The sequence below is a fragment of the Paracoccus sp. (in: a-proteobacteria) genome, from assembly GCF_030538755.1.
In the GTDB taxonomy this organism is placed as follows: domain Bacteria; phylum Pseudomonadota; class Alphaproteobacteria; order Rhodobacterales; family Rhodobacteraceae; genus Paracoccus.
Genome location: NZ_JAUNTJ010000004.1, coordinates 46,154 through 67,268 on the forward strand (window position 1 = coordinate 46,154; position 21,115 = coordinate 67,268).

Here is a 21,115-nt window from a genome sequence, read left to right on the forward strand (position 1 = left end):
CGCAACATCGACCGACACCGCCCGCAGGCGCGAAACGGTTGCCGTGGCGGGGGGCCGGCGTGCTAGGCTGCGCCCTGCCATATGCCACATGCCAGAACCGGGGGCACCCTGCCGATGATCGACCTGACCTCTTCGCTGTTGCTGACCATCGACCTTCAGGCGCGGCTGATGCCCGCGATCCATGACGCGCCGCAGGTGCTGCGCAATGCCGCCCGGCTGGTGCAGGCCGCCGGGATGCTGGGCGTGCCGCAGGTGGTGACGGAACAAAACCCCGCCGGTCTGGGCGCGACGGTGTCCGAAATCCCGACCGCAGCGGCGCAGGTGCTGTCCAAGTTCAGCTTTGGCGCCTGTGACGAGCCGGGATTTCTGGATCACATCCCCACCGACGCGCAGGTGATCGTCAGCGGCTGCGAAACCCATGTCTGCGTGCTTCAGACCGTGCTGGGGCTGCTGGACAGCGGGCGGGATGTCTATGTGGTGGCCGATGCCGCCGGGTCGCGCAGCCCGGAAAACAAGGCCGCCGCCCTGACCCGCATGGCCCGTCAGGGCGCAGAGGTCGTGACAACCGAAATGGTGCTGTTCGAATGGATGCGCAGCGCGCGGCACCCGCAATTCCGCCAGATCGCCGCGCTGATAAAGTAACGCCGGGGGCTTGTGGTGCCGGTTGAGGGATTTGAACCCCCGACCCCCTGATTACAAATCAGACGCTCTACCACTGAGCTAAACCGGCAGCCTGCCTGCGCCGGATAGCGCGACTTCAGCCTTTGCGCAAGCCAAGGTTGGCCCGCGCCAGCAGCGCCACGGCGATCATGCCCACGCCCATGACCAGAATCGCGGCGGGGGCGGCGTTGCCCAGATCCTCGAGGCTGGCGCGTTCGTGGACGCGGGTGGCCAGCGTCTCATAGTTGAACGGGCGCAGCAGCAGGGTGGCGGGCAGCTCCTTGGCGCAATCGACGAAAACCAGCAGCAGCGCCGACCCGACCGAGCCTTTCATCAGCGGCAGAAACACCCGCCGCAGCACCCCGGCCGAGTTCTGCCCCAGCGACCGCGCCGCCATCGGCAGCGAGGGCGGGATGCGGGTAAAGGCCCCGTCCGCCGCCCCCTGCGCGATGGCGAAAAAGCGCACCAGATAGGCCAGCACGATGGCCGCAGCCGAACCCGTCAGAATCAGCCCCGGATCGGTGCCGGTCGCGGCCAGCACCGCATCCGCCACCCGGTGATCCAGCGCAGCCAGCGGAAACAGGATGCCCACCGCCAGCACCGCACCCGGCGCGGCATAGCCGATGGTCGTGACCGGCAACAGCAGCCGCGGCAGGCTGCGCCCCGACAGCCGCACTCCGTAAACCATAATCAGCGCCAGCGCGACGGTCAGCACCGCGGCCACCCCGCCCGCCGTCACCGTATGCCACAGCGCCCGCCCCAGCCCCGGCGTCAGCCAGCCCTGCGGATAGGCCAGCGCATAGTTCAGGATCACCCCGACCGGCAGCACAAACCCCAGCGCAAAGGGAAAGGTGCAGGCCGCCGTCGCCGCCCAGGCACCCGCACCGGTCAGTTGCTGGCGGATGATCGGGCGGGATTGGCGCGCGCTTTGATGATAGCGGGCCTCGCGGCGGGCAATGCGTTCCCACACCGCCAGCGTTGCGATCACGATCAGCATCACGCAGGCGATCTGCGCCGCGCCGCCGGGGTTGCGCGCCTCTAGCCATGTGGCAAAGATGCCGGTGTTCAGCGTATGCACCCCGAAATAGCTGACCACCCCGTAATCGGCGACCGCCTCCATCATGGCGATGGTGGTGCCTGCCGCGATGGCGGGGCGCGCCAGCGGCAGGCCGACGCGCCAGAACAGCCCCCACGGGCCGGTGCCAAGGGCGCGCGCGACCTCGTATGCGCTGCCCGATTGTTCATGCAGCGCGCTTCGGGTGAACAGATAGACATAAGGGTAAAGCGAGGCCGCCAGCACCAGCACCGCCGCCCAGCGCGACCGGATCGAGGGAAACCAGTAATCGCGGCTGCTGGTCCAGCCAAAGGCTTCGCGCAGGGCGATCTGCACCGGGCCGCTGTAATCCAGAAAATCGGCCAGCGCATAGGCGCCGATATAGGCGGGCACCGCCAGAGGCAGCAGCAACAGCCATTCCAGCCCGCGCCGCCCCGGAAACTGATACATGCTGACCAGCCAGGCCGCGCCCGTCCCCATCGCCGCCGCCAGAATGCCGGTGCCGACCGCCAGAATCAGCGTATTGGTGACATAGCGCGGCAATGTCGTGGCCAGCAGATGCGGCCAGATGTTTTCGGTCGGGTTCAGCGCCATCACCGCCACGGTAATGACCGGCATCAGCACCAGCGCCGCGATCAAGACCGCCGCCACCGACCACAGCGGCCCCGCACGGTGGCGCAGTTCCTCGGACATGGCAGGGGGTGTGATGCTGGCGCTGCTCATGCGCGATGGCTAGCGCAAAGCGGTTTCCCTGTCCACGAAGCGCGGCTAAGTTGCACGCCGGACAAGACGAAGGGGCTGCCACCATGCAGATGGTCTATCATATCGGCGTGCATGGCACGGACGGCGACAGAATGCTGAAAACGCTGCTGAACAATCGCGGCCGTCTGCTGCGCGACGGCACCGAGGTCGTCACCCCCAACCGCCATCGCGGCGTCTTTGAGGAAGCCCTTGCCGCCCTGAACGGCGGCCCGGCCACGCCGGAAATGGAACAGATCATGCTGGACGCGGTGCTGGACAGCGACGATCCGCAGCGCATCATCTGCACCAGCCCCGGCTTTCTGGGCGTGCCCTCGCGCGCGATCGGCCCCGAGGGGCTGTATCCGCAGGCAGGCGCGCGAATCGCTGCGCTGGCCAATCTGTTTCCGTCCGGCGGGGCGGAGTTCTTTGTCGCGATCCGCAACCCGGCAACGCTGATTGCCGATGTTCTGGCCCTGCACGGCGGCGATTACACCAGCCTGATGGGCGGGGTCGATCCGCTGTCGCTGTCATGGCTGACCGCCATGCAGCGGATGGCCGCCGGGGCGCAGGGGCGGCGCCTGGTCGTCTGGTGCCACGAAGATGCGCCGATCATCTGGCCTGACATCGTGCGGCTGGTCGGCGGCCTGCCTGCATCCGAGCCTCTGCCCGGCGGGCTGTTGTATATGCACGAGCTGCTGGGCGATCAGGGGTTGCGCGAATTGCGCGGCGCATTGTCCGGGCGGGAACTGCCGGTCAGCCAGCGGCGCGACCTGTATGCCGAGCATCTGCAACGCAACGTCCTGCCGCATATGGTGGAGCAAGAGATCACCCTGCCCGGCTGGACGCAGGATACCGTCGATCAGGTCAGCGCGCGCTATTATCAGGATATTCCCCGGATCGCGGCCCTGCCCGGCGTTGAATTCATCCTTGCCTGAGGCCGGCGACGCCGCGCCGGCCCATCCGTCGCGCCCGAAGGTGCGTATTTGGGCAAACAGGAAGCCGTGGTCTGTTTACCTGAAGCGCCGGTTTGGCGTCACGCCATGCCAAGCGCCTGTTTATACATTTCAAGGATCGCTTCTTCTTCGGCGATGTCGTCGCGGTCGCGTTTGCGCAGCGCGATGACCTTTTTCATCACCTTGGTGTCATAGCCGCGCGCCTTGGCCTCGGCCATGATTTCCTTTTGCCGTTCGGTCACGTCCTTTTTTTCTGCTTCCAGTTGCTCATACTGTTCGATGAACTGGCGCAGCTCTTCGGCGGCTACGGCGTAGTTGCGTTCGTCCTGCATCGGTTGTCCCTTGTGCCTGCTTGGTGGCGCAGGCATAGGCGCTCTGGCCGCGCCGCGCAATCGGTGAGGCCGGGACCGGGCGACAAGGAGGGGACCATGACCATATTCGACGCGCTGATCTGGGGGGGGACCGTGCTGACCGTGATCGGGTTGGCCGGGCTGATCTGGTGCATCCTGACCGCGATGCGGCTGCGCCGGGGCGGGGTCGGCGACGATGCGATCCGCGCCGGAATGCAGCGCGTGGTCGCCATGAACATGGCCGCGCTGGCCGCATCCACCATCGGGCTGATGCTGGTCGTGGCCGGGATCATGCTGGGGTGATTGACTGACATTCACTGTTCGCAATGTTAAATCGGCGCTTTGGATCAGAGAGGGTCATGCAGCCGGAATGGCCCTGTTCAGCATGGTGAGAAACAGATGAGAGCCTTGGTTCAGCGTGTCAGCCACGCATCGGTCACGGTGGATGGTGACGTGATGGGGCAGATCGGGCCGGGCCTGCTGGTGCTGGTCTGCGCCATGCAGGGCGACGATGACATCGCAGCCGACAAGCTGGCCGCGCGCGTCGCCAGGCTGCGTATTTTCCGCGACGAGGCCGACCGGATGAACAGATCGGTGCAGGACATCGGCGGTGCCTGTCTGGTGGTCAGCCAGTTCACGCTGGCCGCCGACACCCGCAGCGGCAACCGGCCGGGGTTTTCCGCCGCCGCGCCGCCGCAGCAGGGGCAGCGGCTGTATGAACGCTTTGCGCAGGCGCTGCGCGATCTGGGCCTGCCGGTGGAAACCGGGCGCTTTGGCGCGGATATGAAGGTGGCGCTGCTGAACGACGGTCCGGTCACGATCTGGCTGGACACGGCAGAGCGCGCTTGACTTTGCGCCCGTTATCCCCCATCTGCCACAAGTCGCCGCCCGCTGCCGCGTGAGCAGCCGCGTATCTTGCGCATCGGCCCGACGCTTATTTTTTTTCAAGTTCCCACGTCACGCAGGGTTCTTGCGGGTTCCTATCCGGCCCGCCCCTACGATGACCGCGCCACTGGGCGCCACATGCCCGCGCATCCGATGGGGGAGCGGGGCCGAAAGAATTATGATGACGACCGATACCCGCCCGCAGCGTTCGGGCAAACCGCGTTTCAACCGCAACAGCAACACCAGCAATGGTCCCGGCAAACCGGGCGGTTTCCGCCGTGGCGGCAAGCCGCGCCATGCCGCGCCCGAGGAAAAGTTCATCCGCCGGGCGATCCCCGACATCGACACACCCTTCACTCAGATGGGTATCGACGCGCGCGTGGCGATCAACCTGCCGGAAATGGGCATCGAAACGCCCTCGCCGATCCAGCGCGATGCGATTCCGCAGATTGTCGCGGGGCGCGATCTGATGGGGCTGGCGCAGACCGGCACCGGCAAGACGGCGGCCTTTGGTCTGCCGATGCTGACCCGCATTCTGGCGCAGGGCCGCAAGCCCGAACCCAAGACCTGCCGCGCCCTGATCCTTGCGCCCACGCGCGAACTGGCGACGCAGATCTATCAGAACATCGAAGCCTATGCGCATGGCACCGCGATCCGCAGCTTTCGCGTGGTGGGCGGCGCCTCGATCAATGTGCAGGTTGACCGGCTGGGCCGCGGCCTTGACGTGGTGATCGCCACTCCGGGCCGCCTGATCGACCTGATCGAGCGTGGCGCGGTCGATTTCAGCCGCACCGAATATCTGGTGCTGGACGAGGCCGACCAGATGCTGGACATCGGCTTTATCCACGCGCTGCGCCGGATTGCGAAACTGCTGCCCGCGTCCCGCCAGACCCTGCTGTTTTCGGCCACCATGCCGAAACTGATGGAGGAACTGGCCGACACCTATCTGAACGATCCGGTCCGCGTGGCGGTGAACCCGCCCGGTCAGGCCGCGAAAAAGATCGACCAGGGGGTGCATTTCGTAACGCAGGGCGACAAGGCGACGCTGCTGGCCGAATACCTGTCGAAACATCCGGGCGAGCTGGCCATCGTCTTTGGCCGCACCAAGCACGGCAGCGAAAAGCTGGCCAAGCTGCTGGAGAAATGGGGCTTTTCCGTTGGGGCGATCCACGGCAACAAAAGTCAGGGTCAGCGCGAACGCGCATTGTCCGATTTTCGCGCCGGCAAATCGCAGGTGCTGGTGGCGACCGATGTGGCCGCGCGTGGCATCGACATTCCCGACGTGGCGCATGTCTATAACTATGACCTGCCGAATGTGGCGGATAACTATGTCCACCGCATCGGCCGCACGGCCCGCGCCGGGCGCGATGGCCGCGCCGTCGCCTTTTGCGCGCCGGGTGAGTTGGGTGAGTTGCGCGACATCGAAAAGGCGATGAAGGCGCAGATCCCCGTCATCGGCGGCGAGCGCCCGCCCGAGGCAGCCTCCGCCCCCAAATCGCGCGGCAAGGCCCGCCCGGCAGGCCCCGGCGGGCAAAAACGCCCGGCCCGTCGCCCGTCGCGCGCGCCCAAATCAGCGCAAAAGGGCTGAGAACTGCCCAAAGGCCGGGGGTTTCACCCCCGGACCCCCAGGATATTTGGGGACCAAAGATACAGCCGTTCGACTAAGTATCAGGCCACCAGGGCTTCGGCGTGTTTCAGATCGACGCTGACAAGCTGGCTGACGCCCTGTTCCACCATGGTCACGCCGAACAGGCGGTCCATGCGTGACATGGTGACGGCGTGGTGGGTGATAATCAGAAAGCGGGTGTCCGTGCGGCGGGTCATTTCGTCGAGCATGTCGCAAAAGCGGCTGACGTTGGCATCGTCCAGCGGGGCATCCACTTCGTCCAGAACGCAGATCGGGGCGGGGTTGGCAAGGAAGACCGCAAAGATCAGCGCCAGCGCGGTCAGCGTCTGTTCGCCGCCCGACAGCAGGCTGAGCGTGGCCAGTTTCTTGCCCGGTGGCTGGCACATGATTTCCAGCCCGGCCTCTAGCGGGTCGTCGGATTCGACCAGCACCAGCCGCGCCTCGCCGCCGCCGAACAGGGTGGTGAACAGGGTGCTGAAGTTGCTGTTCACCGTGTCAAAGGCCGCCAGCAGCCGTTCGCGCCCCTCGCGGTTCAGGCTGCCGATACCGGCGCGCAATTTGTGGATCGCCTCGACCAGATCGGCCTTTTCACCGGCCAGACGCTCGCGTTCGGTTTCCAGTTCCTGCTTGTCCTGATCGGCGCGCAGGTTCACCGCGCCAAGGCTGTCGCGCTGGCTGCGCAGGCGGGCGATCTGATCCTCCAGCACGGTGGCCGGGGTTTCGGTTGCCGCATCATCCAAGGTGGCGCGCAGGGCGTCGGGGGTGCCGCCGTCGGTTTCCTCGGCGATGCGGGCGCGGGCGGCGGCTTCGCCATCGCGGGCGGCATCGCTGCGGGCCTGACGGCTGGCGCGGTCTTCGCGCGCGTCAGAGGCGGCGCGTTCAGCCTCGCGTTCGGCCTGTGCGGCATCGCGCAGCGCCGTGTCGGCGGCGTCAAGCGCAGCGCGGGCGCGGCTCTGGCGGCTGTCGGCCAATGTCTGCCGTTCGTTCAGCGAGGCGCGGCGGGCGGCCAGTTCGGCCGGCTGCGCCTGCGCCGTCACCAGTTCCGCCGCCGCCGCGTCGCGCCGCTGGGACAGTTCGGCGGCCCGGGTTCCGGCATCGGTCAGGCGCAACTGCCAGCCGCTGGTTTCCTTGGCGATCTCTTGCAGGCGCTTGATCCGGGCGTTCCCTTCGCGCCGCAATTCATCCAGCGCGGAGCGGCGGGACAGGGTGGCGATGCGCGCCGCCTCGACCCCGGTGCGGGCGTGTTCCACGGCCTCTGCCGCTGCGGCGCGGTCGGGCAGATCGGCCAGCGCGCGATCCGCCTGCGCCAGCCGCGCCCCGGCATCGGCGGCGTCGGCGCGGTGGCGGGCCAGTTCCGCACGGGCGGATTCCGCGCGCGAGCGGGCCAGCGACAGGTCCGATTCCGCGCGCGACGCAGCGCGGGCGGCATCGGACAGGGCGCGGTCGGCATCGCGGCGGGTGTCGCGGGCAGTTTTTTCGGCCCCGGCGGCGGCGGTCAGGGCAGCGCGGGCGGACTCATGCGTGGCGGCGGCGGTTTCGGCGGCGCGGGCAGCGGCCTCGGCCTGAGTGGTGATCGCCTTGAGTTCATTGACCTTTTGCAGATGCAGCACCGCAGATGACGAAGCATCGCCCGCCATGATCCGCAACCCGTCCCAGCGATACAGATCGCCGCCCGGCGTGACCAGCCGCTGACCGGGCCGCAGCGCCGTTTGCAGCGCGGCGACATCGCCATCGGCAATGCCGGTCTGCGACAGCCGCCGGGCCAACGCAGGCGGGGCGGTGACATGCGGGGCCAGCGGCGCGACGCCGGGCGGCAGCGGCTGCGCCGGATCAAGCGGCGGCAAGCCGTGCCAGCCTGTCCCCGCCTCGGTCAGCGCCGCGCGCAGGTCATCGCCCAAGGCCGCACCCAAGGCCGCCTCATAGCCGGGGGCGACGGTGATCTGATCCAGCACCGCATCGCCCCCGGCGCGGCCCCGGTCCACCAGCCGCCGCAGCGTTGCCAGTTCGGCGGCCAGCGCAGCGGCTTCGCCCTCGGCCCCGGCGCGGGCGGCACGGGCCTGCGATTCGGCGGCCTCGGCCTCGGCACGGGCGGATTCGGCGGTGGTCAGCGCGATTTCGGCATCCTCGGCATGGGTGCGGGCCTGCGCCTGCGCCGCCTCGGCCTGCTGCAAGGCGGTCTCGGCCACGGCCCCCGCCTCGGCGGCGCGGGTGGCGGCGGTTTCGGCCTGATCGGCGGCGCGGGTGGCACGGGCCAGCATGTCGCGCAGATCACCCGCCAACCGCTGCGCCGACTGGTGCTGCGCGTCCAGCCGCGCGCTGGCGCCGGTCAGTTCAGCCAGTTTCGATTCCATCGCGGTCAGCGCCTCGGCCGCCTGATCGGCGACGGTTCCGGCATCGGTCAGCCGTGTATCATGGCCCTGATGCGCCTTGTCGATTTCGGCCTTTTCCCACGCCAGACGTTCCACCATCTGCCCGGCATCGCGGTTCAGCGCCGCTTCGCGATCAATGTCGCGATCAAGCTGAGCGATCCGCTTGCCCAAGGCGTCAATGGCATCGGCGGCGCGGGATTCGGCCTCGTCCAGCGCCTCGGCCTCGACCAGAAGGCGCGACAGGACGGCGGCGGCGATCTGTTCTTCTTCGCGCAAGGGGGGCAGCGCCGCTTCCGCCTGTTCGCGCAGCGCGGTGGCAGCGCGGGCCGCAGATTCGGCGGCGGCGGCGGCGGATGTGGCCGCTGACAGCGCATCGGCAGCGGCGGCGCGGGCGGCCTCTGCCTCGGCCCAGCGGCGGTAAAGCAGCGCGCCTTCGGCCTGACGCAAGGCCGCGCCGATGTCGCGATATTTCGCCGCCGCGCGCGCCTGACGCGCCAGCGATGCGGCCTGCGTGGACAGTTGATCCAGCGTGTCATCGACGCGGGTCAGGTTGGTTTCCGCGCCGTTCAGTTTCAGTTCCGCCTCGTGCCGGCGCTGATAGAGACCCGAGATCCCCGCCGCTTCCTCCAGAATACGCCGCCGCGCCTTGGGCCTGGCGTTAATCAATTCGCTGATCTGCCCCTGCCGGACCAGCGCCGGGCTGTGCGCCCCGGTCGAGGCATCCGCGAACAGCATCTGCACATCGCGCGCCCGCACCTCGCGCCCGTTGATGCGATAGGCCGATCCGGCGTCGCGGGTGATGCGGCGCACGATGTCGATCTGGTCATCGGCGTTGAAGCCCGCCGGGGCCAGATGGTCGCGGTTGTCGATGGTCAGCACGACTTCGGCCTGCGCGCGGGCGGGGCGGCGGGTGGTGCCGGCGAAAATCACGTCCTCCATCCCTTCGCCGCGCATGGCGGTGGGGCGGTTTTCGCCCATGACCCAGCGCAAGGCTTCGAGCAGGTTCGACTTGCCGCAGCCATTCGGGCCGACAACGCCGGTCAGCCCCTCGCGGATGGCCAGATCCGTGGGGTCGACAAAGCTTTTGAAGCCGTTCAGGCGCAGGCGGTCAAAACGCAAAATTAGGGTCCGTCAGAATCGGTGCCATCAGCCGCAGATTGTCCGCCCGCCCCGCGCCCAAGTCAACAGCGCCGCAAGATATAGCGGGCAAAACCCCGCCGCCCCACAAGATACGAGGGGGTGGCGCAACCGGCGTTTTGCGTTAATCAGCCGCCATGCTTGGTGCTTTGGCGACAATTCTTGGCTTTCAACTGGTGGGCGAGGTGCTGTCGCGCCTTGCCGGAGCGCCGCTGCCCGGCCCGGTGGTGGGGCTGTTGCTGCTGGTCGCAAGCTGCCTGATCCGCCCGGCACTGGCCGACCGGCTGCGGCCGGTGGTGCAGGGGCTGCTGGCGCATCTGTCGCTGTTCTTTGTGCCGGCGGGCGTGGGGGTAATCGCGCATCTGCCGCTGATCCGCACCCATGGTGCCGGGCTGGCGCTGGCGCTGATCCTGTCCACGGTGCTGGCCATCGCGGTCGGGGCGCAGGTCTTTGCGGCGGTGGCGCGGCTGACGCAGGTGCCCGACGATGAATGACGCCGCGCTGATCTGGTCTTACCTGTCGCAGGGGCCGCTGATGTGGCTGACGGCCACGCTGGTCGCCTATCTGATCGGGGACGCCTGTTTTCACCTGTCGGGCCGCCGAAGCTGGGTGAACCCGGTGATGATCGCAGTCGCCGTTCTGGGCGCGCTGCTGATGGCGACGGGCACCAGCTATGCCACCTATTTCGAGGGCGCGCAATTCGTGCATTTCATGCTTGGCCCGGCGACCGTGGCACTGGGGCTGCCGCTGTTCGACAACCTGCGCCGGGTGCGTCGGGCGGCGCTGCCGATGATTGCCGCGCTGGTTTCCGGATCGGTGACGGCGGTGGTGTCGGCCCTGCTGATCGGGCGCATGATGGGCCTGCCGCACGAGGTTCTGGCCTCGCTGGCACCGAAATCGACCACCGCGCCGGTGGCCATCGGGGTGGCCGAACAGATCGGTGGCCAGCCGACGCTGACCGCCGTTCTGGTGCTGCTGACCGGCATGATCGGCGCGATCGTGGCCACGCCCCTGCTGAACCTGCTGCGGGTGCGCGACTGGCGCGCGCGCGGCTTTGCCGTGGGTGTGGCGGCGCATGGCATCGGCACCGCCCGCGCCTTTCAGGTGCATCAGACGGCGGGCGCCTTTTCCGGCATCGGCATGGGCCTGAACGCGGTGCTGACGGCGATCATTGCGCCACTGATGCTGCGTCTGTTCGGGTAATGCGTATTTAAGACAAACAGGAAGCCGGGTGCTGTGTGCCGATGGGGCGGGCCGGTTTATTCGGGCGGGCTGGCGGACGCAGGCCCGATCCATTCAGCCCCGGTCAGGTCAGGGGCAAGCAGCGTCACACCGCCTGTGGCACCGGGGCGCAGGTGGCCCAGCCCGCTCAGCCCCATCAGTTCCGCCGGGGTTGCGCTTGCCGCCGTCAGCGCCTGTGTGCCGTCATCGCCCAGAATGCGGGTGACGCGGGGCAGCGCCTGCGGCAGCGCCATATGCACCCCGGCCAGCGATCCTTCGGCGTTCACCAGCTTGCCATCGGTGACGCTGATGACCTGACCGTAAAGGGTAAAGCGATCCGGCCCGCCCACCGTCGGCATCGCGTCGGATACAAGGATCATGCGCCCCGCGGCTGGCCGCGCCCGCCATGCCAAGCGGATCATCTGGTCGCTGACGTGATGCCCGTCGGCGATCAGCCCCAGCCACAGATCGCTGTCGATCAGCGCCCCGGCCACCCCCGGTTCACGCCCCGCCATCCCGGTCATGCCGTTGTAAAGATGGGTGCCCTTGCGCGCGCCTTCGGCCATGGCGCGGGCGATCTGATCGGGCGTGGCCGCCGAGTGGCCGATGGACACCACCGCGCCCATGGCCGCCAGCCGCGCGATCTGACCCGGCGCGCAGGCTTCGGGCGCGACGGTTATCAGCAGCGGAACCCCTCGGTCGCGCAGGCGGGCGACGCAGGTCAGGGTGCGGTCATCCAGCGGGCGGATGAAGCGCGGATCATGGGTGCCGCGTTTGGCCAGCGAGATATGCGGCCCCTCGATATGCAGGCCCGCAACGCCGCTCCGGTCGGGGGCCGACCACAGCGCCAGCATCGCATCGGTCGCGCGGTCCAGCACCTCGGGCGCGTCGGTTATCAGCGTGGGCAGGCAAAAGGCGCAGCCAAGCCCGCGATGCGCCGCCGCGATGGCGCGCAGCCCCTGCGGCGTGGGCGTGGTGTTCAGTAAGACACCGCCGCCGCCATTCACCTGAAGGTCGATCAGGCCCGGCGCGGCGATGCCATCGTGATGGCGCAGATCGGCCCGGCCCCCCAGATCGGCAGCCGCAGCCCATTCCAGCACCTCGGCCCCGCGCAGCCGGATCGCCACGCCGTTGCGCATGGTTTCGCCATCGAACAGCCGTGCGGGAACCAGCCAATATGCGCCCTGATCGTCACTCATGCTGCCCCCGTCTGACATGCGAAATAAGGCAGCAATATGCCCTGAACCTCGGCCAGAACAAGCGCCTCGGCCCAGGGCAGGTCATCCATCGCCGATGCGCGCGCGATGGTATCGGGGGCGAAAAACTGATCCAGCACCGGCGCGGCGGGGCGCGGGCCGGACAGCGCGGCCATCAGCCGGTCCACCGCCGCAACCGCCTGCGGGCGGGTCCAGTAATAGCGGATGCGATCTGCATAGCCGAAATGCAGCAGATCGCGCAGCGCGTCGCCCTGCGCCTGATAATGCGCCGCCCACGGGCCGGGATCGTCGCGCATCAGAGACTCCATCACGCCGGGCAGACCAATGGCCGCGCCCTGCCATCGCGCCAGCGCATCCAGCGCATACAGCGCCCGGCGCATCGCAAAGGTCAGGGCCGGGCCGACCTTGAGAACGGCAAAATGCCGCCGGGCCAGATCGGGATAGACGGCATCGGCCTGATAGTCGGTCGAATGCGCCTCGAACGCCATGCCGGGATGCGGGTCCAGCACCGGGGACAGCAGATCGGGCTGATCCGTGTCAAAGCGGATCACATGATCGGGGGTGAATTCCAGCCCCGGCTGCACCACCAGCGCCACCATGCGCGGCCATGCCGCATCCAGACCGCGCGCGGCAAAGGCGGCGCGGTGGGCGGCAATGGTCGCCGCTGCCGCCGCCGGATCGGTGGGCGCAACATGGTCGTGGTTTTCATCGGCACGGGCACCGCCGGGCGGGGGCACTTCGGTGCCAAAGCAATAGGACAGCGCCTGCGGGTCAGGGGCCGCCCCCTCGCAGATCGCGGCCAGATCGGCGGCGCGCTCTGCCGAAACCGCATCGCCAACCTGTGCGGCTTCGCCCGCGCAGCCTTCGGAACAGTCGAGGTGGATCTTGGTGAAACCGGCGGCGACGAATTCCGCCATCAGGTCGCGCGCCTTGGCCATCGCATCCCCGGCGGGTTCACGCCGCCAGACCTGCGGGCCAAGGTGGTCGCCACCAAAGTGCAGCCGATCAGGCGCGGTGTTGTGGCGCAGGGCCAGATCGCGCACCCATTGCACGAAATCGGCCGGGCGCATCCCGGTATAGCCGCCGAACTGGTTCACCTGATTCGAGGTCGCCTCGATCAGCAGGGGCTGATCCTGCGACTGGGCCAGACGCATCGCGGCGGCCAGCACCAAAGGATGCGCCGAACAGACCGAGACCAGCGCGACGGGCTGACCCGCCCGGTTACGGTCGATGATGTCTCGCAGCAATTTCATGTTGGCTCCTTGTCTTGGCGGGCGGCGAACAGGGCGGCGCCGCGTGCGCCGCTGGCATCACCAAAGCGCGCGATGCGGATGTGAGGGGCGCGGGTGCCGCGCAGAACCCGCGCGTCGATAAGGGCCTGCGCGCGGTCGGCCAGCCCCGGCACGGCTGACACGCCGCCGCCGATCACCACCACGTCCGGGTCGATGGTCAGGTTCAGCACCAGCAGCAGTTCGGTCAGCAGGGCGAACCACTGATCCGCCACACCGGCCATTGCGGCATCACCGGCGGCAGCGCGGGCAAAGACCTGCGCTGCGGGGACAGGCTGGCCAGTCAGGTAGGCCGCCAGCCGGGCAATACCCTCGCCCGACAGCAGGGTTTCGTAACAGCCGCGCGCGCCGCAGCCGCAGGGCAGAACCGGCAGGTCCAGATGCGCGGGCAGGCCAAAGTGGCCCACTTCGCCCGGCAGCCCGCCCCTGCCCGTCACCAACTGCCCCCGATGCACCACGCCGCCGCCAACCCCGGTGCCGATCACCAGCCCAAAGACGGTTGCGGCCCCCTCTGCCGCGCCGCCCAAGGCTTCGGACAGGGTGAACAGCTTGCAATCATTGGCAAAGACGATGCGCCCGCCACCCGCACGAGCCGCGATTTCCGCCGTGATGGCGCGGCCTGTGGCGGGCAGGTTGGCGGTGGTGGCGTGACCTGTCGCCGGGTCGATCACCCCCGGCAGGCCCACGCCCACCGGCAGATCGGCCCCGCCCCGGTCGCGCAGCCAGCCGCTCATCGTGACAACGGCATCGACGATACCGGCGTAGTCGCCGCGCGGCACAGGCACGCGGTGGCGCGCGATTTCCGCCATCTCGCCATCGAACAGCCGCGCCTCGATCTTGGTGCCGCCGACGTCGATGCCGCCTGCACCGATCATGCCGCGCCCCGGTCAAAGGGATACAGCGTCACGCCAGACACCACGCGCGTCAGGTTGCGCCCCGCAAAGGGATCGTCCGCGTTCAGCCCCAGCGCCTGCGCCCATTGCAGCGCAAGGATCTGCGCCGGGATCACATGCAGCGGCACCGACCACGCATCATCCAGCCCGTCGAACGGGCCAAGGCGCGTGACGAGGCCCGCATCATATTGCCGCCCCAATTCGTCGATCAGATCGGCTTCATAGCGCGCGGTCTGCGCATCCGCCGATCCCAGAACGAAAATCTGCGTGTTCCCGTTCACGACGGCCTTTGGCCCGTGGCGAAACCCCAGCGGCGTGTCAAACATCGTCAGCACCTGCCCCGCCGTCAGCTCCAACACCTTCAGCGCGCATTCACGCGCCGCCCCGGCCAAGGCCCCCGCGCCCAGAAACACCGCACGTTCCGGCAAGCCCGGCACCTGCGCGAAACCCTGCGCGATGACGGCTTCGGCCGCATCCGCGACCCGCCGCCATTGCGCCACCACGCCATCCGCAGGCGGCGCAAAAACCGACAGCGCCGACAGATACATCGTCGTATAGCTGGAGGTCATGGCAAAGCCCGCATCCTCGGTTTCGGGGGGCAGGATCAGCGCCCTGAACTGGCCCGCCGCACCATCCGGCATCGCCCGCGTGGCCAGCACCGACCCGGCGTTGCAGGTGATGTGCAGCCGGTCATGGCCCGGCGCATGGGCATCCAGCAGATCAAGCGAGCCGACGCTTTCCGAACTGTTGCCCGACCGCCCGAACGACACCACCAGCACCCGCACCCCGTCGCGCAGGTAATTCTGCGGCGTGCCGACCAGATCGGTCGAGGGCACCGCCCGGAACCGCACCGACCCCGGCCCGGCATTCAGCGTAACCGCCAGCGATTCCCCGATAAAGGCCGAGGTGCCGGCCCCGCAGAACCACACTTCGTCATGGTTGCGCGCCGCGATCCAGCCGCGCAGCGCATCGGCCTGCTGCGCCAATGCGGGCGCGAAATCGCGCCAGATCTGCGGTTGCTGACGGATTTCCCGTTCGGTTGCGAAATTGGTCATCATGGCTTCCTTTCAGGGCGTGGCGACGCGCACGACGGTCACGCCGCGATCCGTCAGCTTGTCGTAAATATCATCGGGGATCGCATCATCGGTCACGATCAGATCCATGCGATCCGGCCCGCAGCAGCGGTGCAGGCGGGGCGCGCGGAATTTGGTGCTGTCGGCCAGAACCACCACCCGCGCCGACACGTCGATCATCTGGCCGTTCTGGCGGGCCTCGGCCTCGTTATAGGTGGACAGGCCGAAATCGGGGTCGATGGCATCGGCCCCCAGAAACACGATGTCAAAACGCAGCCGGGCCAGCGTATGTTCCACCAGTTCCCCGACCAGAGACTGCGATTCAGGGCGCAGCAAGCCGCCGGGCAGCATCAGCCGGTGCTGCGCCGCGCCATGCAGCACTCCGGCGACATTCAGCCCGGTTGTCATCACGATCAGGCCGGGCGCCTCGCGCAGGTGGCGGGCAAAGACCTGCATGGTCGATCCGCCATCCAGCAGGATCGACTGCGCACCCCCCAGATGGCGCAGCGCCTCGGCGGCGATGGCCTCTTTGCGGGGGCGGTTCATCATCGCCTTGTCGGCCAGCGCGGGTTCGATCAGGGCGGTATCGGCCCCCTCGCCCTGCGCCAGCGTCATCGCCAGCGCGATGCGGAAATCGGCCACGCCGGTGAACCCGAACCCCCGGCAAAAGCGCAGCACGCTGGGTTCACTGACCCCGGCGCGGGCGGCGATCTGGTTCAGGGGCAGGTGCATGAATTCCTCGGGCGCGCCGATCAGATATTGGCCGACCTGCTGGTTCGCGCGGCTGAAGCCCGGCAAGGCGGCACGCACCCGTTGCAACAGGTTCGCCGCACCGGCAGGCGTGATTTCATCCGGGGGGCGGGGCATGGCGGGGCGAGAGCCCGCGCGATGGGTGTCGTCGGTCATTTACACCCCCGCCGCCAGAGCCTTGGCCAACAGGTTCCGGCCCGTGGCATCGAACGCCGCCAGCCGGTCGGCGTCGGGCGTCAGATGAACCACCTCGCCCGCGCGCACCGGATGCTGCTTGCCAAGCCGGGCGACGAATTTCTGACCATCGGCCAGACGGCCATGGGCGATGGTTTCATCGCCAAGCTGTTCCACCACCTCGACCGACAGCGCCAGATCGGCCGGGGTATCGCTGACGCGCACATCTTCGGGGCGGATGCCCAGTTCCACGGTCGCCGCCGCCGGGCCGGGCAGCGGCTGCCGCGCCCCGCCCGGCAGCACGGCGGCCCCGTCAGCCAGTTGCACCGAAACAAAGTTCATCGCCGGCTGCCCCAGAAACCCGGCGACAAAGCGGTTGGCCGGGTGGTTGAACAGTTCCAGCGGGGTGCCGACCTGTTCGACATTGCCATCGCGCATCACCACGATACGATCGGCCAGCGTCATCGCCTCGACCTGATCGTGGGTCACATAGATCATGGTATTGCCCAGCCGCGCGTGCAGTTGCGCCAGCTCCACCCGCATGTCGCCGCGCAGCGCCGCATCAAGGTTGGACAGCGGTTCGTCGAACAGAAAGATCGGCGGGTTGCGCACCAGCGTCCGCCCGATGGCGACGCGCTGACGCTGCCCGCCGGACAGGGCCTTGGGCTTGCGATCCAGCAGGTGATCCAGTTGCAGCAGACGGGCGACCTCGGCCACGCGGGGGGCGATCTCGCGGCGCGGCCTTCCGGCGATCTTCATGCCAAAGCCCATGTTTTCGGCAACGGTCATATGCGGATACAGCGCATAGGACTGAAACACCATGCCGATGCCGCGCGCCACCGGCGGGGTTGTCGTCATATCCTGCCCGTCGATTTCCAGCCGCCCCGAGGTCACGCTTTCCAGCCCGGCGATCAGCCGCAGCAAGGTCGATTTGCCACAGCCCGAGGGGCCGACGAGGACGATGAATTCCCCGTGCTCAATGGTCAGATCGACCGAGCCGATGACCTTGTGTGCGCCAAAGCTTTTGCTGATGCCGTTCAGTTCAACGCGCGCCATTCGCGGTCTCCTCGGTATGGTCGTCGGCCACCATCCTGAAATCCAGATGCGGCGGCAAAGGGTTATCGCGCAGGGCCTGCCCGCGCAGGGCGACCAGCGTGTGCCACAGATCCTGCGTCACGGTTTCGCCTTCGCGGATGGTGGCGAATTCGCGGGTCAGCAGATCGGCCAGCAGGTCGGCATCCCCCGCCTGCGCGGCGACATGGGCGCGGGCCAGATGGATACGCTCGTGATCCTGCACCTCGGCTGGCAAGGCGGCGATGAACCGCGCCAGCGCCGCCGGATCGTGCCGCCGCAGGTGATCGGCAATCTCGACCGCCAGCGAGTCAGGCGCACCGCCAGCCGCCCATGCCGCCAGATAATGTGCGGTGGCCTGCGCCGGTTCGCTTAGTGCAAGCTGGCGGTGGCTCAACCAATGGTCGCAACCGGCCAGCGATGCACGCGCCAGCGCCGCGCCCTGATCCCTGTCGCCACGGTCCAGCGCGGCGATGGACAAAAACAGCAGCGCCCGCCAGTCATCCCCCAGCCCGCGCAGCCGGTCTTGCCAAAGCGGCGACAGCGCAAACCCGTCGGGCAGGCCCGCGCGCGGGGCGCGCCCCTGCGCCAGATCGTCCCAGAAATCGGCGGGGTGACTGGTGCCGAAATCGAGGTTTTCCGCCAGAACCCGCCCGGTCAGCGCCTGATGACGCCGCCCCCAAGGCCCGCCGCTGGACAGCATCTCAGCCGCAGGCAGCCGCGCCGCCGCACCAAGAAACCCGTCCAGACCGGCCAGATCCCCGGCCTCAGGCAGCACGGATTCCAGCGCGTCGGTCGCGCGGCGATAGTCGGGGTCCTGCGCGCCCGGCACCTGAACCGGGGCCAGAACGGCGGTCCAGTCCAGCGCCTGCCCCGCGCCCAAGGGCAGGCGCTGGTTCTGATGCGGGGTGATGCCCGCCTGAATCTCGACATAATCCCCCTGCCCCGGCTGGCTGAGGTAATCCATCCAGTGCTGCCCGCCCGGCGCGGTGCCGAAATAAAAGAACTTGCGCCCGGTCAGAACCGCGCTGCCGATATGCGCCAGCCCCCGGCCCGTGTCATCGACACAGGCAATGACATTGCGCACAGCCCGCCCGGCGCGGAAAAACACCGAGGCCGCCCCGCGCCAGTTCCCCGGATACGAACCATCGGGGCTGCGCGGAAACGCCATCCGCTCCAGATGGTTGTCGGGCAGGACATGTTCGATGGCGTCATCGCAGGGCGACAGCACACGCCCGCCCGGCGGCGTGGCAACGGCGATATTCGTCCACCAATAGACCAGCGCCGGGGTGTCGTTGGGGTTGACGATCCGGCCATGAATGGCCAGCGGACCATCGCCCGGCGGCAGGAACAGGTCGATCTGCCAGACGCATTCGGTGGTGCGGTCGAATTCATACAGCCGCAACAGCGGGCCGCGCTCCGTATCGACCCGCGCGGCGAAAACCGGGCTGCATGTGGTGGGGCTGTGCCCCGGCGTCAGCCCGTTCCATTCCACCCCGCCCGAAAACCACGCATTCAACGCCGCCAGATTCGCCGGGCGGAACACCGGATTGGCGAACAACAACTCGCGCCCCTGGGCCTTGTCGAACAGGCTGGTCAGCCGCCCGCCCAACCCCGGCGCGATCCGGGCGCGGAAACGGTCGTTTTCCAGCTCCAGCACCTCGATCGCGGCATCGCGCAGACGGCGGTCGTAACGATCCTGCACCTGATAGGGCAGGATACTGTCCGCGCCCCAGTTGAACAGATGCGCCGCCTCGTCCTCGCGCAGGCCCACGGGGGGCGCATCGCTGGGCGGGATCGGCTGTTGCCAGCGATAGCGCGGCATCGGACAGGGCGGGCCAAGCCAGGCCATCGGCAGGGGAACGCTGCGCGCGGTCAGGCTGGCCGTCATTTCACACCGCCCATGGTAATGCCCGAGATCATCTTTTCCGACAGCAGGATGAACAGGATCACGGTCGGCACCATGACGATGGTCACACCCGCGAACAGCGCCACCCAATCGCCGCCCGAATATTGCATCGAGGTAATCAGCGCATAGATCCCCAGCGACAGCGTGCGGTTGTCGGGGCTGTTCAGCAGCACCAGCGACCATTGATATTCATTCCACAGCCCGACGAAATTCAGGATCGCCACCGTCGCCACCCCCGGCATGGCCAGCGGCAGCATGATGTGCCGGAACACCTGAAAATCCGAACAACCGTCGATAACGGCCGCGTTTTCCAGCTCGCCGGGCAGCGAGGTAAAGAAACCCTCAAGCACATAGATCGAAAACGGGATCGACAGCGCGATATAGGCGATGGTCAGGCCGGTCAGGCTGTCGCCCAGCCGCAACTGGTTCATGATGACAAAGATCGGCACGAACAGCAGCGGATAGGGAATCCCCATGCCAAAGGCGAAAAAGCTGGACATGGCCCCGCGCCCCCGGAACCTGGCCCGCGCCAGAATATAGGCCGCGGGCACCGATACGATCAGGATGCCCAGCACCGAGGCCGACACCACCAGCGCCGAATTCAGAAAGTAATCGCCGAAACGGTTCGAGACCCATGTCTTGACATAGTTCCCCCACACCGGATCGAACGGCAGCGACCACGGCTCGCGGAACAATTGCCGGTTGGTTTTCAACGAGGCCGAAATCACCCAGACCACAAAGAAAACCGAGGTAAACGACCAGCCCGCCACAATCAGATAGCTGAGCGCGCGGCCCAGCCCGCGACGCGCCGCGCCGGGGGCTGAACGGATCGAGGGATTCGCGGGGTTTGCCATCTTAATACTCCAGCCGGTCGCGCTTCATCAGCAGGCGCAGCCCGACAATGGTGATAAGGGTAAAGACGAACAGCGCCACACCAATGGCCGAGGCATAGCCAAGCGCATAGACCGGCTCTCGCTGGCCAAAGCCCATGATGTAAAGATAGATCGCCGGGGTATACAGGTTCTGGTCGATGTTCGGCCCGCCGAACGCATAGGGAAACTCGGTCAGCTTGATCGCCTGTATCGACCACAGCACCACGGCAATGGTCACGATGTCCCAGATCATCGGCAGCGTGACATAGCGGAAGATCTGAAAGGTGGATGCCCCTTCAAGGCGCGCCGCCTCGAACATGTCTTGCGGGATCTTGTCGGCACCGGCCAGCACCAGAATGGTAAAAAACCCAGCCGAGACCCAGACCAGACCGACCAGCATCGCACCCAGCACGTTTTCCGGTGCCGTCCAGGCGGTGGATGCCAGCCCGTCCAGACCCAGCGCCTTTAGCAGACTGGTCAGCAGGCCATAGCGCGGCGTGAACACAAAGGACCAGAAGGTGGTGATCGCCACCACCGCGATCATGTTGGGCAGAAAGATCAGCGCCCGGAAAACCTTTTTCCCCCAGATGCCAGAGTTCAGCAGCATGGTGAACAAAAAGGCCAGCGCAAAGACCGCCGCCCCGCCAACCGCCAGCACGAACAGCATATTGCGCACCGCCCGCCAAAAGATCGGGTCGCCCCACAGCCGGATGTAATTGCGCCATCCGACCCAGACCGGATCATCGCCGAACCCGCTGGTGGAATAAAAGCTTAACTGGAATGCCTGTATGGCGGGCAGGATCATCAGCCCCACATACAGCACCAGGGCAGGTGCCAGAAATACAAGGATCATGCGGCGACGGATCATGC

General features: G+C 67.6%; 19 protein-coding genes and 1 tRNA gene. 7 read left to right on the forward strand and 13 right to left on the reverse strand.

The window, feature by feature from the left end; genetic code table 11:
- The first annotated feature begins 114 nt into the window (after positions 1-114).
- Positions 115-642, forward strand: coding sequence for an isochorismatase family protein (locus Q4G14_RS03520; protein ID WP_303360343.1), 528 nt, complete (start codon positions 115-117; stop codon positions 640-642).
- A gap of 13 nt (positions 643-655) precedes the next feature.
- Here the strand turns inward: Q4G14_RS03520 and Q4G14_RS03525 are convergent.
- Together Q4G14_RS03525 and Q4G14_RS03530 are read right to left on the reverse strand one after the other, a co-directional pair.
- Positions 656-730 (reverse strand) — tRNA-Thr (locus tag Q4G14_RS03525).
- 27 nt (positions 731-757) lie between these two features.
- Entirely contained in the window at positions 758-2,407 is a 1,650-nt protein-coding gene (locus tag Q4G14_RS03530) for an iron ABC transporter permease (RefSeq protein WP_303360485.1), read from the reverse strand.
- A 113-nt stretch (positions 2,408-2,520) separates the two neighbouring features.
- Between Q4G14_RS03530 and Q4G14_RS03535 the strand changes: the two genes are divergently transcribed.
- Positions 2,521-3,390: a hypothetical protein gene (locus tag Q4G14_RS03535; protein WP_303360344.1), complete on the forward strand. Its 870-nt coding sequence runs from the start codon at positions 2,521-2,523 to the stop codon at positions 3,388-3,390.
- Positions 3,391-3,488: 98 nt separating this feature from the next.
- Here Q4G14_RS03535 and Q4G14_RS03540 read toward each other — a convergent pair whose 3' ends face one another.
- The gene (locus tag Q4G14_RS03540; protein ID WP_303360345.1) at positions 3,489-3,740 is read right to left on the reverse strand and encodes a DUF2312 domain-containing protein; all 252 of its coding nucleotides are present in this window, start codon (positions 3,738-3,740) and stop codon (positions 3,489-3,491) included.
- Between the two features lie 96 nt (positions 3,741-3,836).
- On the opposite strand from Q4G14_RS03540, the gene Q4G14_RS03545 reads away from it, so the two are divergent.
- The 3 genes from Q4G14_RS03545 to Q4G14_RS03555 all read left to right on the forward strand — a co-directional run bounded on the left by Q4G14_RS03545 (position 3,837) and on the right by Q4G14_RS03555 (position 6,231).
- Positions 3,837-4,061 carry a hypothetical protein gene (locus Q4G14_RS03545; protein ID WP_303360346.1) on the forward strand — a complete coding sequence of 75 codons (225 nt, stop codon included), beginning with the start codon at positions 3,837-3,839 and terminating at the stop codon, positions 4,059-4,061.
- Positions 4,062-4,157: 96 nt separating this feature from the next.
- Positions 4,158-4,607, forward strand: a complete 450-nt coding sequence (gene dtd, locus Q4G14_RS03550) for a D-aminoacyl-tRNA deacylase (RefSeq protein WP_303360347.1) — start codon at positions 4,158-4,160, stop codon at positions 4,605-4,607.
- A 217-nt stretch (positions 4,608-4,824) separates the two neighbouring features.
- Complete coding sequence (locus Q4G14_RS03555; protein WP_303360486.1) at positions 4,825-6,231, forward strand: DEAD/DEAH box helicase; 1,407 nt, start codon at positions 4,825-4,827, stop codon at positions 6,229-6,231.
- A gap of 80 nt (positions 6,232-6,311) precedes the next feature.
- On the opposite strand, the gene Q4G14_RS03560 is transcribed toward Q4G14_RS03555, so the two are convergent.
- A complete protein-coding gene (locus Q4G14_RS03560) occupies positions 6,312-9,758 on the reverse strand; it encodes a chromosome segregation SMC family protein (RefSeq protein WP_303360348.1) in 3,447 nt (1,148 codons plus the stop codon).
- Positions 9,759-9,913: 155 nt separating this feature from the next.
- Here Q4G14_RS03560 and Q4G14_RS03565 point away from each other — a divergent pair, with 155 nt between their 5' ends.
- The gene (locus tag Q4G14_RS03565) at positions 9,914-10,270 is read left to right on the forward strand and encodes a CidA/LrgA family protein (RefSeq protein ID WP_303360349.1); all 357 of its coding nucleotides are present in this window, start codon (positions 9,914-9,916) and stop codon (positions 10,268-10,270) included.
- A complete protein-coding gene (locus Q4G14_RS03570; protein ID WP_303360350.1) occupies positions 10,263-10,979 on the forward strand; it encodes an LrgB family protein in 717 nt (238 codons plus the stop codon). Before Q4G14_RS03565 ends, Q4G14_RS03570 begins: the two co-directional genes overlap by 8 nt.
- Positions 10,980-11,035: 56 nt before the next feature.
- Here the strand turns inward: Q4G14_RS03570 and Q4G14_RS03575 are convergent, their stop codons facing one another.
- The 9 genes from Q4G14_RS03575 to Q4G14_RS03615 are packed head-to-tail and all read right to left on the reverse strand — an operon-like array spanning position 11,036 to position 21,113.
- Positions 11,036-12,196 (reverse strand): N-acetylglucosamine-6-phosphate deacetylase, encoded by a 1,161-nt coding sequence (locus Q4G14_RS03575; protein WP_303360351.1) that lies wholly within the window; start codon positions 12,194-12,196, stop codon positions 11,036-11,038.
- A complete protein-coding gene (locus tag Q4G14_RS03580) occupies positions 12,193-13,467 on the reverse strand; it encodes a class II D-tagatose-bisphosphate aldolase, non-catalytic subunit (RefSeq protein WP_303360352.1) in 1,275 nt (424 codons plus the stop codon). Before Q4G14_RS03580 ends, Q4G14_RS03575 begins: the two co-directional genes overlap by 4 nt.
- Positions 13,464-14,378: an ROK family protein gene (locus tag Q4G14_RS03585; RefSeq protein WP_303360353.1), complete on the reverse strand. Its 915-nt coding sequence runs from the start codon at positions 14,376-14,378 to the stop codon at positions 13,464-13,466. The genes Q4G14_RS03580 and Q4G14_RS03585 overlap by 4 nt, the downstream gene beginning before the upstream one ends.
- Positions 14,375-15,454, reverse strand: a complete 1,080-nt coding sequence (locus tag Q4G14_RS03590) for an SIS domain-containing protein (protein ID WP_303360354.1) — start codon at positions 15,452-15,454, stop codon at positions 14,375-14,377. The genes Q4G14_RS03585 and Q4G14_RS03590 overlap by 4 nt, the downstream gene beginning before the upstream one ends.
- A 9-nt stretch (positions 15,455-15,463) precedes the next feature.
- On the reverse strand, positions 15,464-16,375 hold the full coding sequence (locus tag Q4G14_RS03595) for a transcriptional regulator (protein WP_303360355.1): 912 nt from the start codon (positions 16,373-16,375) through the stop codon (positions 15,464-15,466).
- The gene (locus Q4G14_RS03600; protein ID WP_303360356.1) at positions 16,376-17,449 is read right to left on the reverse strand and encodes an ABC transporter ATP-binding protein; all 1,074 of its coding nucleotides are present in this window, start codon (positions 17,447-17,449) and stop codon (positions 16,376-16,378) included.
- Complete coding sequence (locus Q4G14_RS03605) at positions 17,436-19,355, reverse strand: DUF5107 domain-containing protein (protein WP_303360357.1); 1,920 nt, start codon at positions 19,353-19,355, stop codon at positions 17,436-17,438. The genes Q4G14_RS03600 and Q4G14_RS03605 overlap by 14 nt, the downstream gene beginning before the upstream one ends.
- A complete protein-coding gene (locus tag Q4G14_RS03610; protein WP_303360358.1) occupies positions 19,352-20,227 on the reverse strand; it encodes a carbohydrate ABC transporter permease in 876 nt (291 codons plus the stop codon). The genes Q4G14_RS03605 and Q4G14_RS03610 overlap by 4 nt, the downstream gene beginning before the upstream one ends.
- A gap of 1 nt (position 20,228) precedes the next feature.
- On the reverse strand, positions 20,229-21,113 hold the full coding sequence (locus Q4G14_RS03615; RefSeq protein ID WP_303360359.1) for a carbohydrate ABC transporter permease: 885 nt from the start codon (positions 21,111-21,113) through the stop codon (positions 20,229-20,231).
- Positions 21,114-21,115 lie beyond the last annotated feature (2 nt).

Excerpts from the sequence above, each read along its gene's own strand:
- Q4G14_RS03555 (WP_303360486.1), top strand. The coding sequence starts at position 4,825 with ATGACGACCGATACCCGCCCGCAGCGTTCGGGCAAACCGCGTTTCAAC.
- Q4G14_RS03565 (WP_303360349.1), top strand. The coding sequence starts at position 9,914 with ATGCTTGGTGCTTTGGCGACAATTCTTGGCTTTCAACTGGTGGGCGAG.
- Q4G14_RS03570 (WP_303360350.1), top strand. The coding sequence starts at position 10,263 with ATGAATGACGCCGCGCTGATCTGGTCTTACCTGTCGCAGGGGCCGCTG.
- Q4G14_RS03530 (WP_303360485.1), bottom strand. The coding sequence starts at position 2,407 with ATGTCCGAGGAACTGCGCCACCGTGCGGGGCCGCTGTGGTCGGTGGCG.
- Q4G14_RS03585 (WP_303360353.1), bottom strand. The coding sequence starts at position 14,378 with ATGATCGGTGCAGGCGGCATCGACGTCGGCGGCACCAAGATCGAGGCG.
- Q4G14_RS03545 (WP_303360346.1), top strand. The coding sequence starts at position 3,837 with ATGACCATATTCGACGCGCTGATCTGGGGGGGGACCGTGCTGACCGTG.
- Q4G14_RS03600 (WP_303360356.1), bottom strand. The coding sequence starts at position 17,449 with ATGGCGCGCGTTGAACTGAACGGCATCAGCAAAAGCTTTGGCGCACAC.
- Q4G14_RS03535 (WP_303360344.1), top strand. The coding sequence starts at position 2,521 with ATGCAGATGGTCTATCATATCGGCGTGCATGGCACGGACGGCGACAGA.
- Q4G14_RS03580 (WP_303360352.1), bottom strand. The coding sequence starts at position 13,467 with ATGAAATTGCTGCGAGACATCATCGACCGTAACCGGGCGGGTCAGCCC.
- Q4G14_RS03540 (WP_303360345.1), bottom strand. The coding sequence starts at position 3,740 with ATGCAGGACGAACGCAACTACGCCGTAGCCGCCGAAGAGCTGCGCCAG.
- Q4G14_RS03610 (WP_303360358.1), bottom strand. The coding sequence starts at position 20,227 with ATGGCAAACCCCGCGAATCCCTCGATCCGTTCAGCCCCCGGCGCGGCG.
- Q4G14_RS03575 (WP_303360351.1), bottom strand. The coding sequence starts at position 12,196 with ATGAGTGACGATCAGGGCGCATATTGGCTGGTTCCCGCACGGCTGTTC.
- Q4G14_RS03605 (WP_303360357.1), bottom strand. The coding sequence starts at position 19,355 with ATGACGGCCAGCCTGACCGCGCGCAGCGTTCCCCTGCCGATGGCCTGG.
- dtd (WP_303360347.1), top strand. The coding sequence starts at position 4,158 with ATGAGAGCCTTGGTTCAGCGTGTCAGCCACGCATCGGTCACGGTGGAT.
- Q4G14_RS03590 (WP_303360354.1), bottom strand. The coding sequence starts at position 15,454 with ATGATGACCAATTTCGCAACCGAACGGGAAATCCGTCAGCAACCGCAG.
- Q4G14_RS03595 (WP_303360355.1), bottom strand. The coding sequence starts at position 16,375 with ATGACCGACGACACCCATCGCGCGGGCTCTCGCCCCGCCATGCCCCGC.
- Q4G14_RS03615 (WP_303360359.1), bottom strand. The coding sequence starts at position 21,113 with ATGATCCGTCGCCGCATGATCCTTGTATTTCTGGCACCTGCCCTGGTG.
- Q4G14_RS03520 (WP_303360343.1), top strand. The coding sequence starts at position 115 with ATGATCGACCTGACCTCTTCGCTGTTGCTGACCATCGACCTTCAGGCG.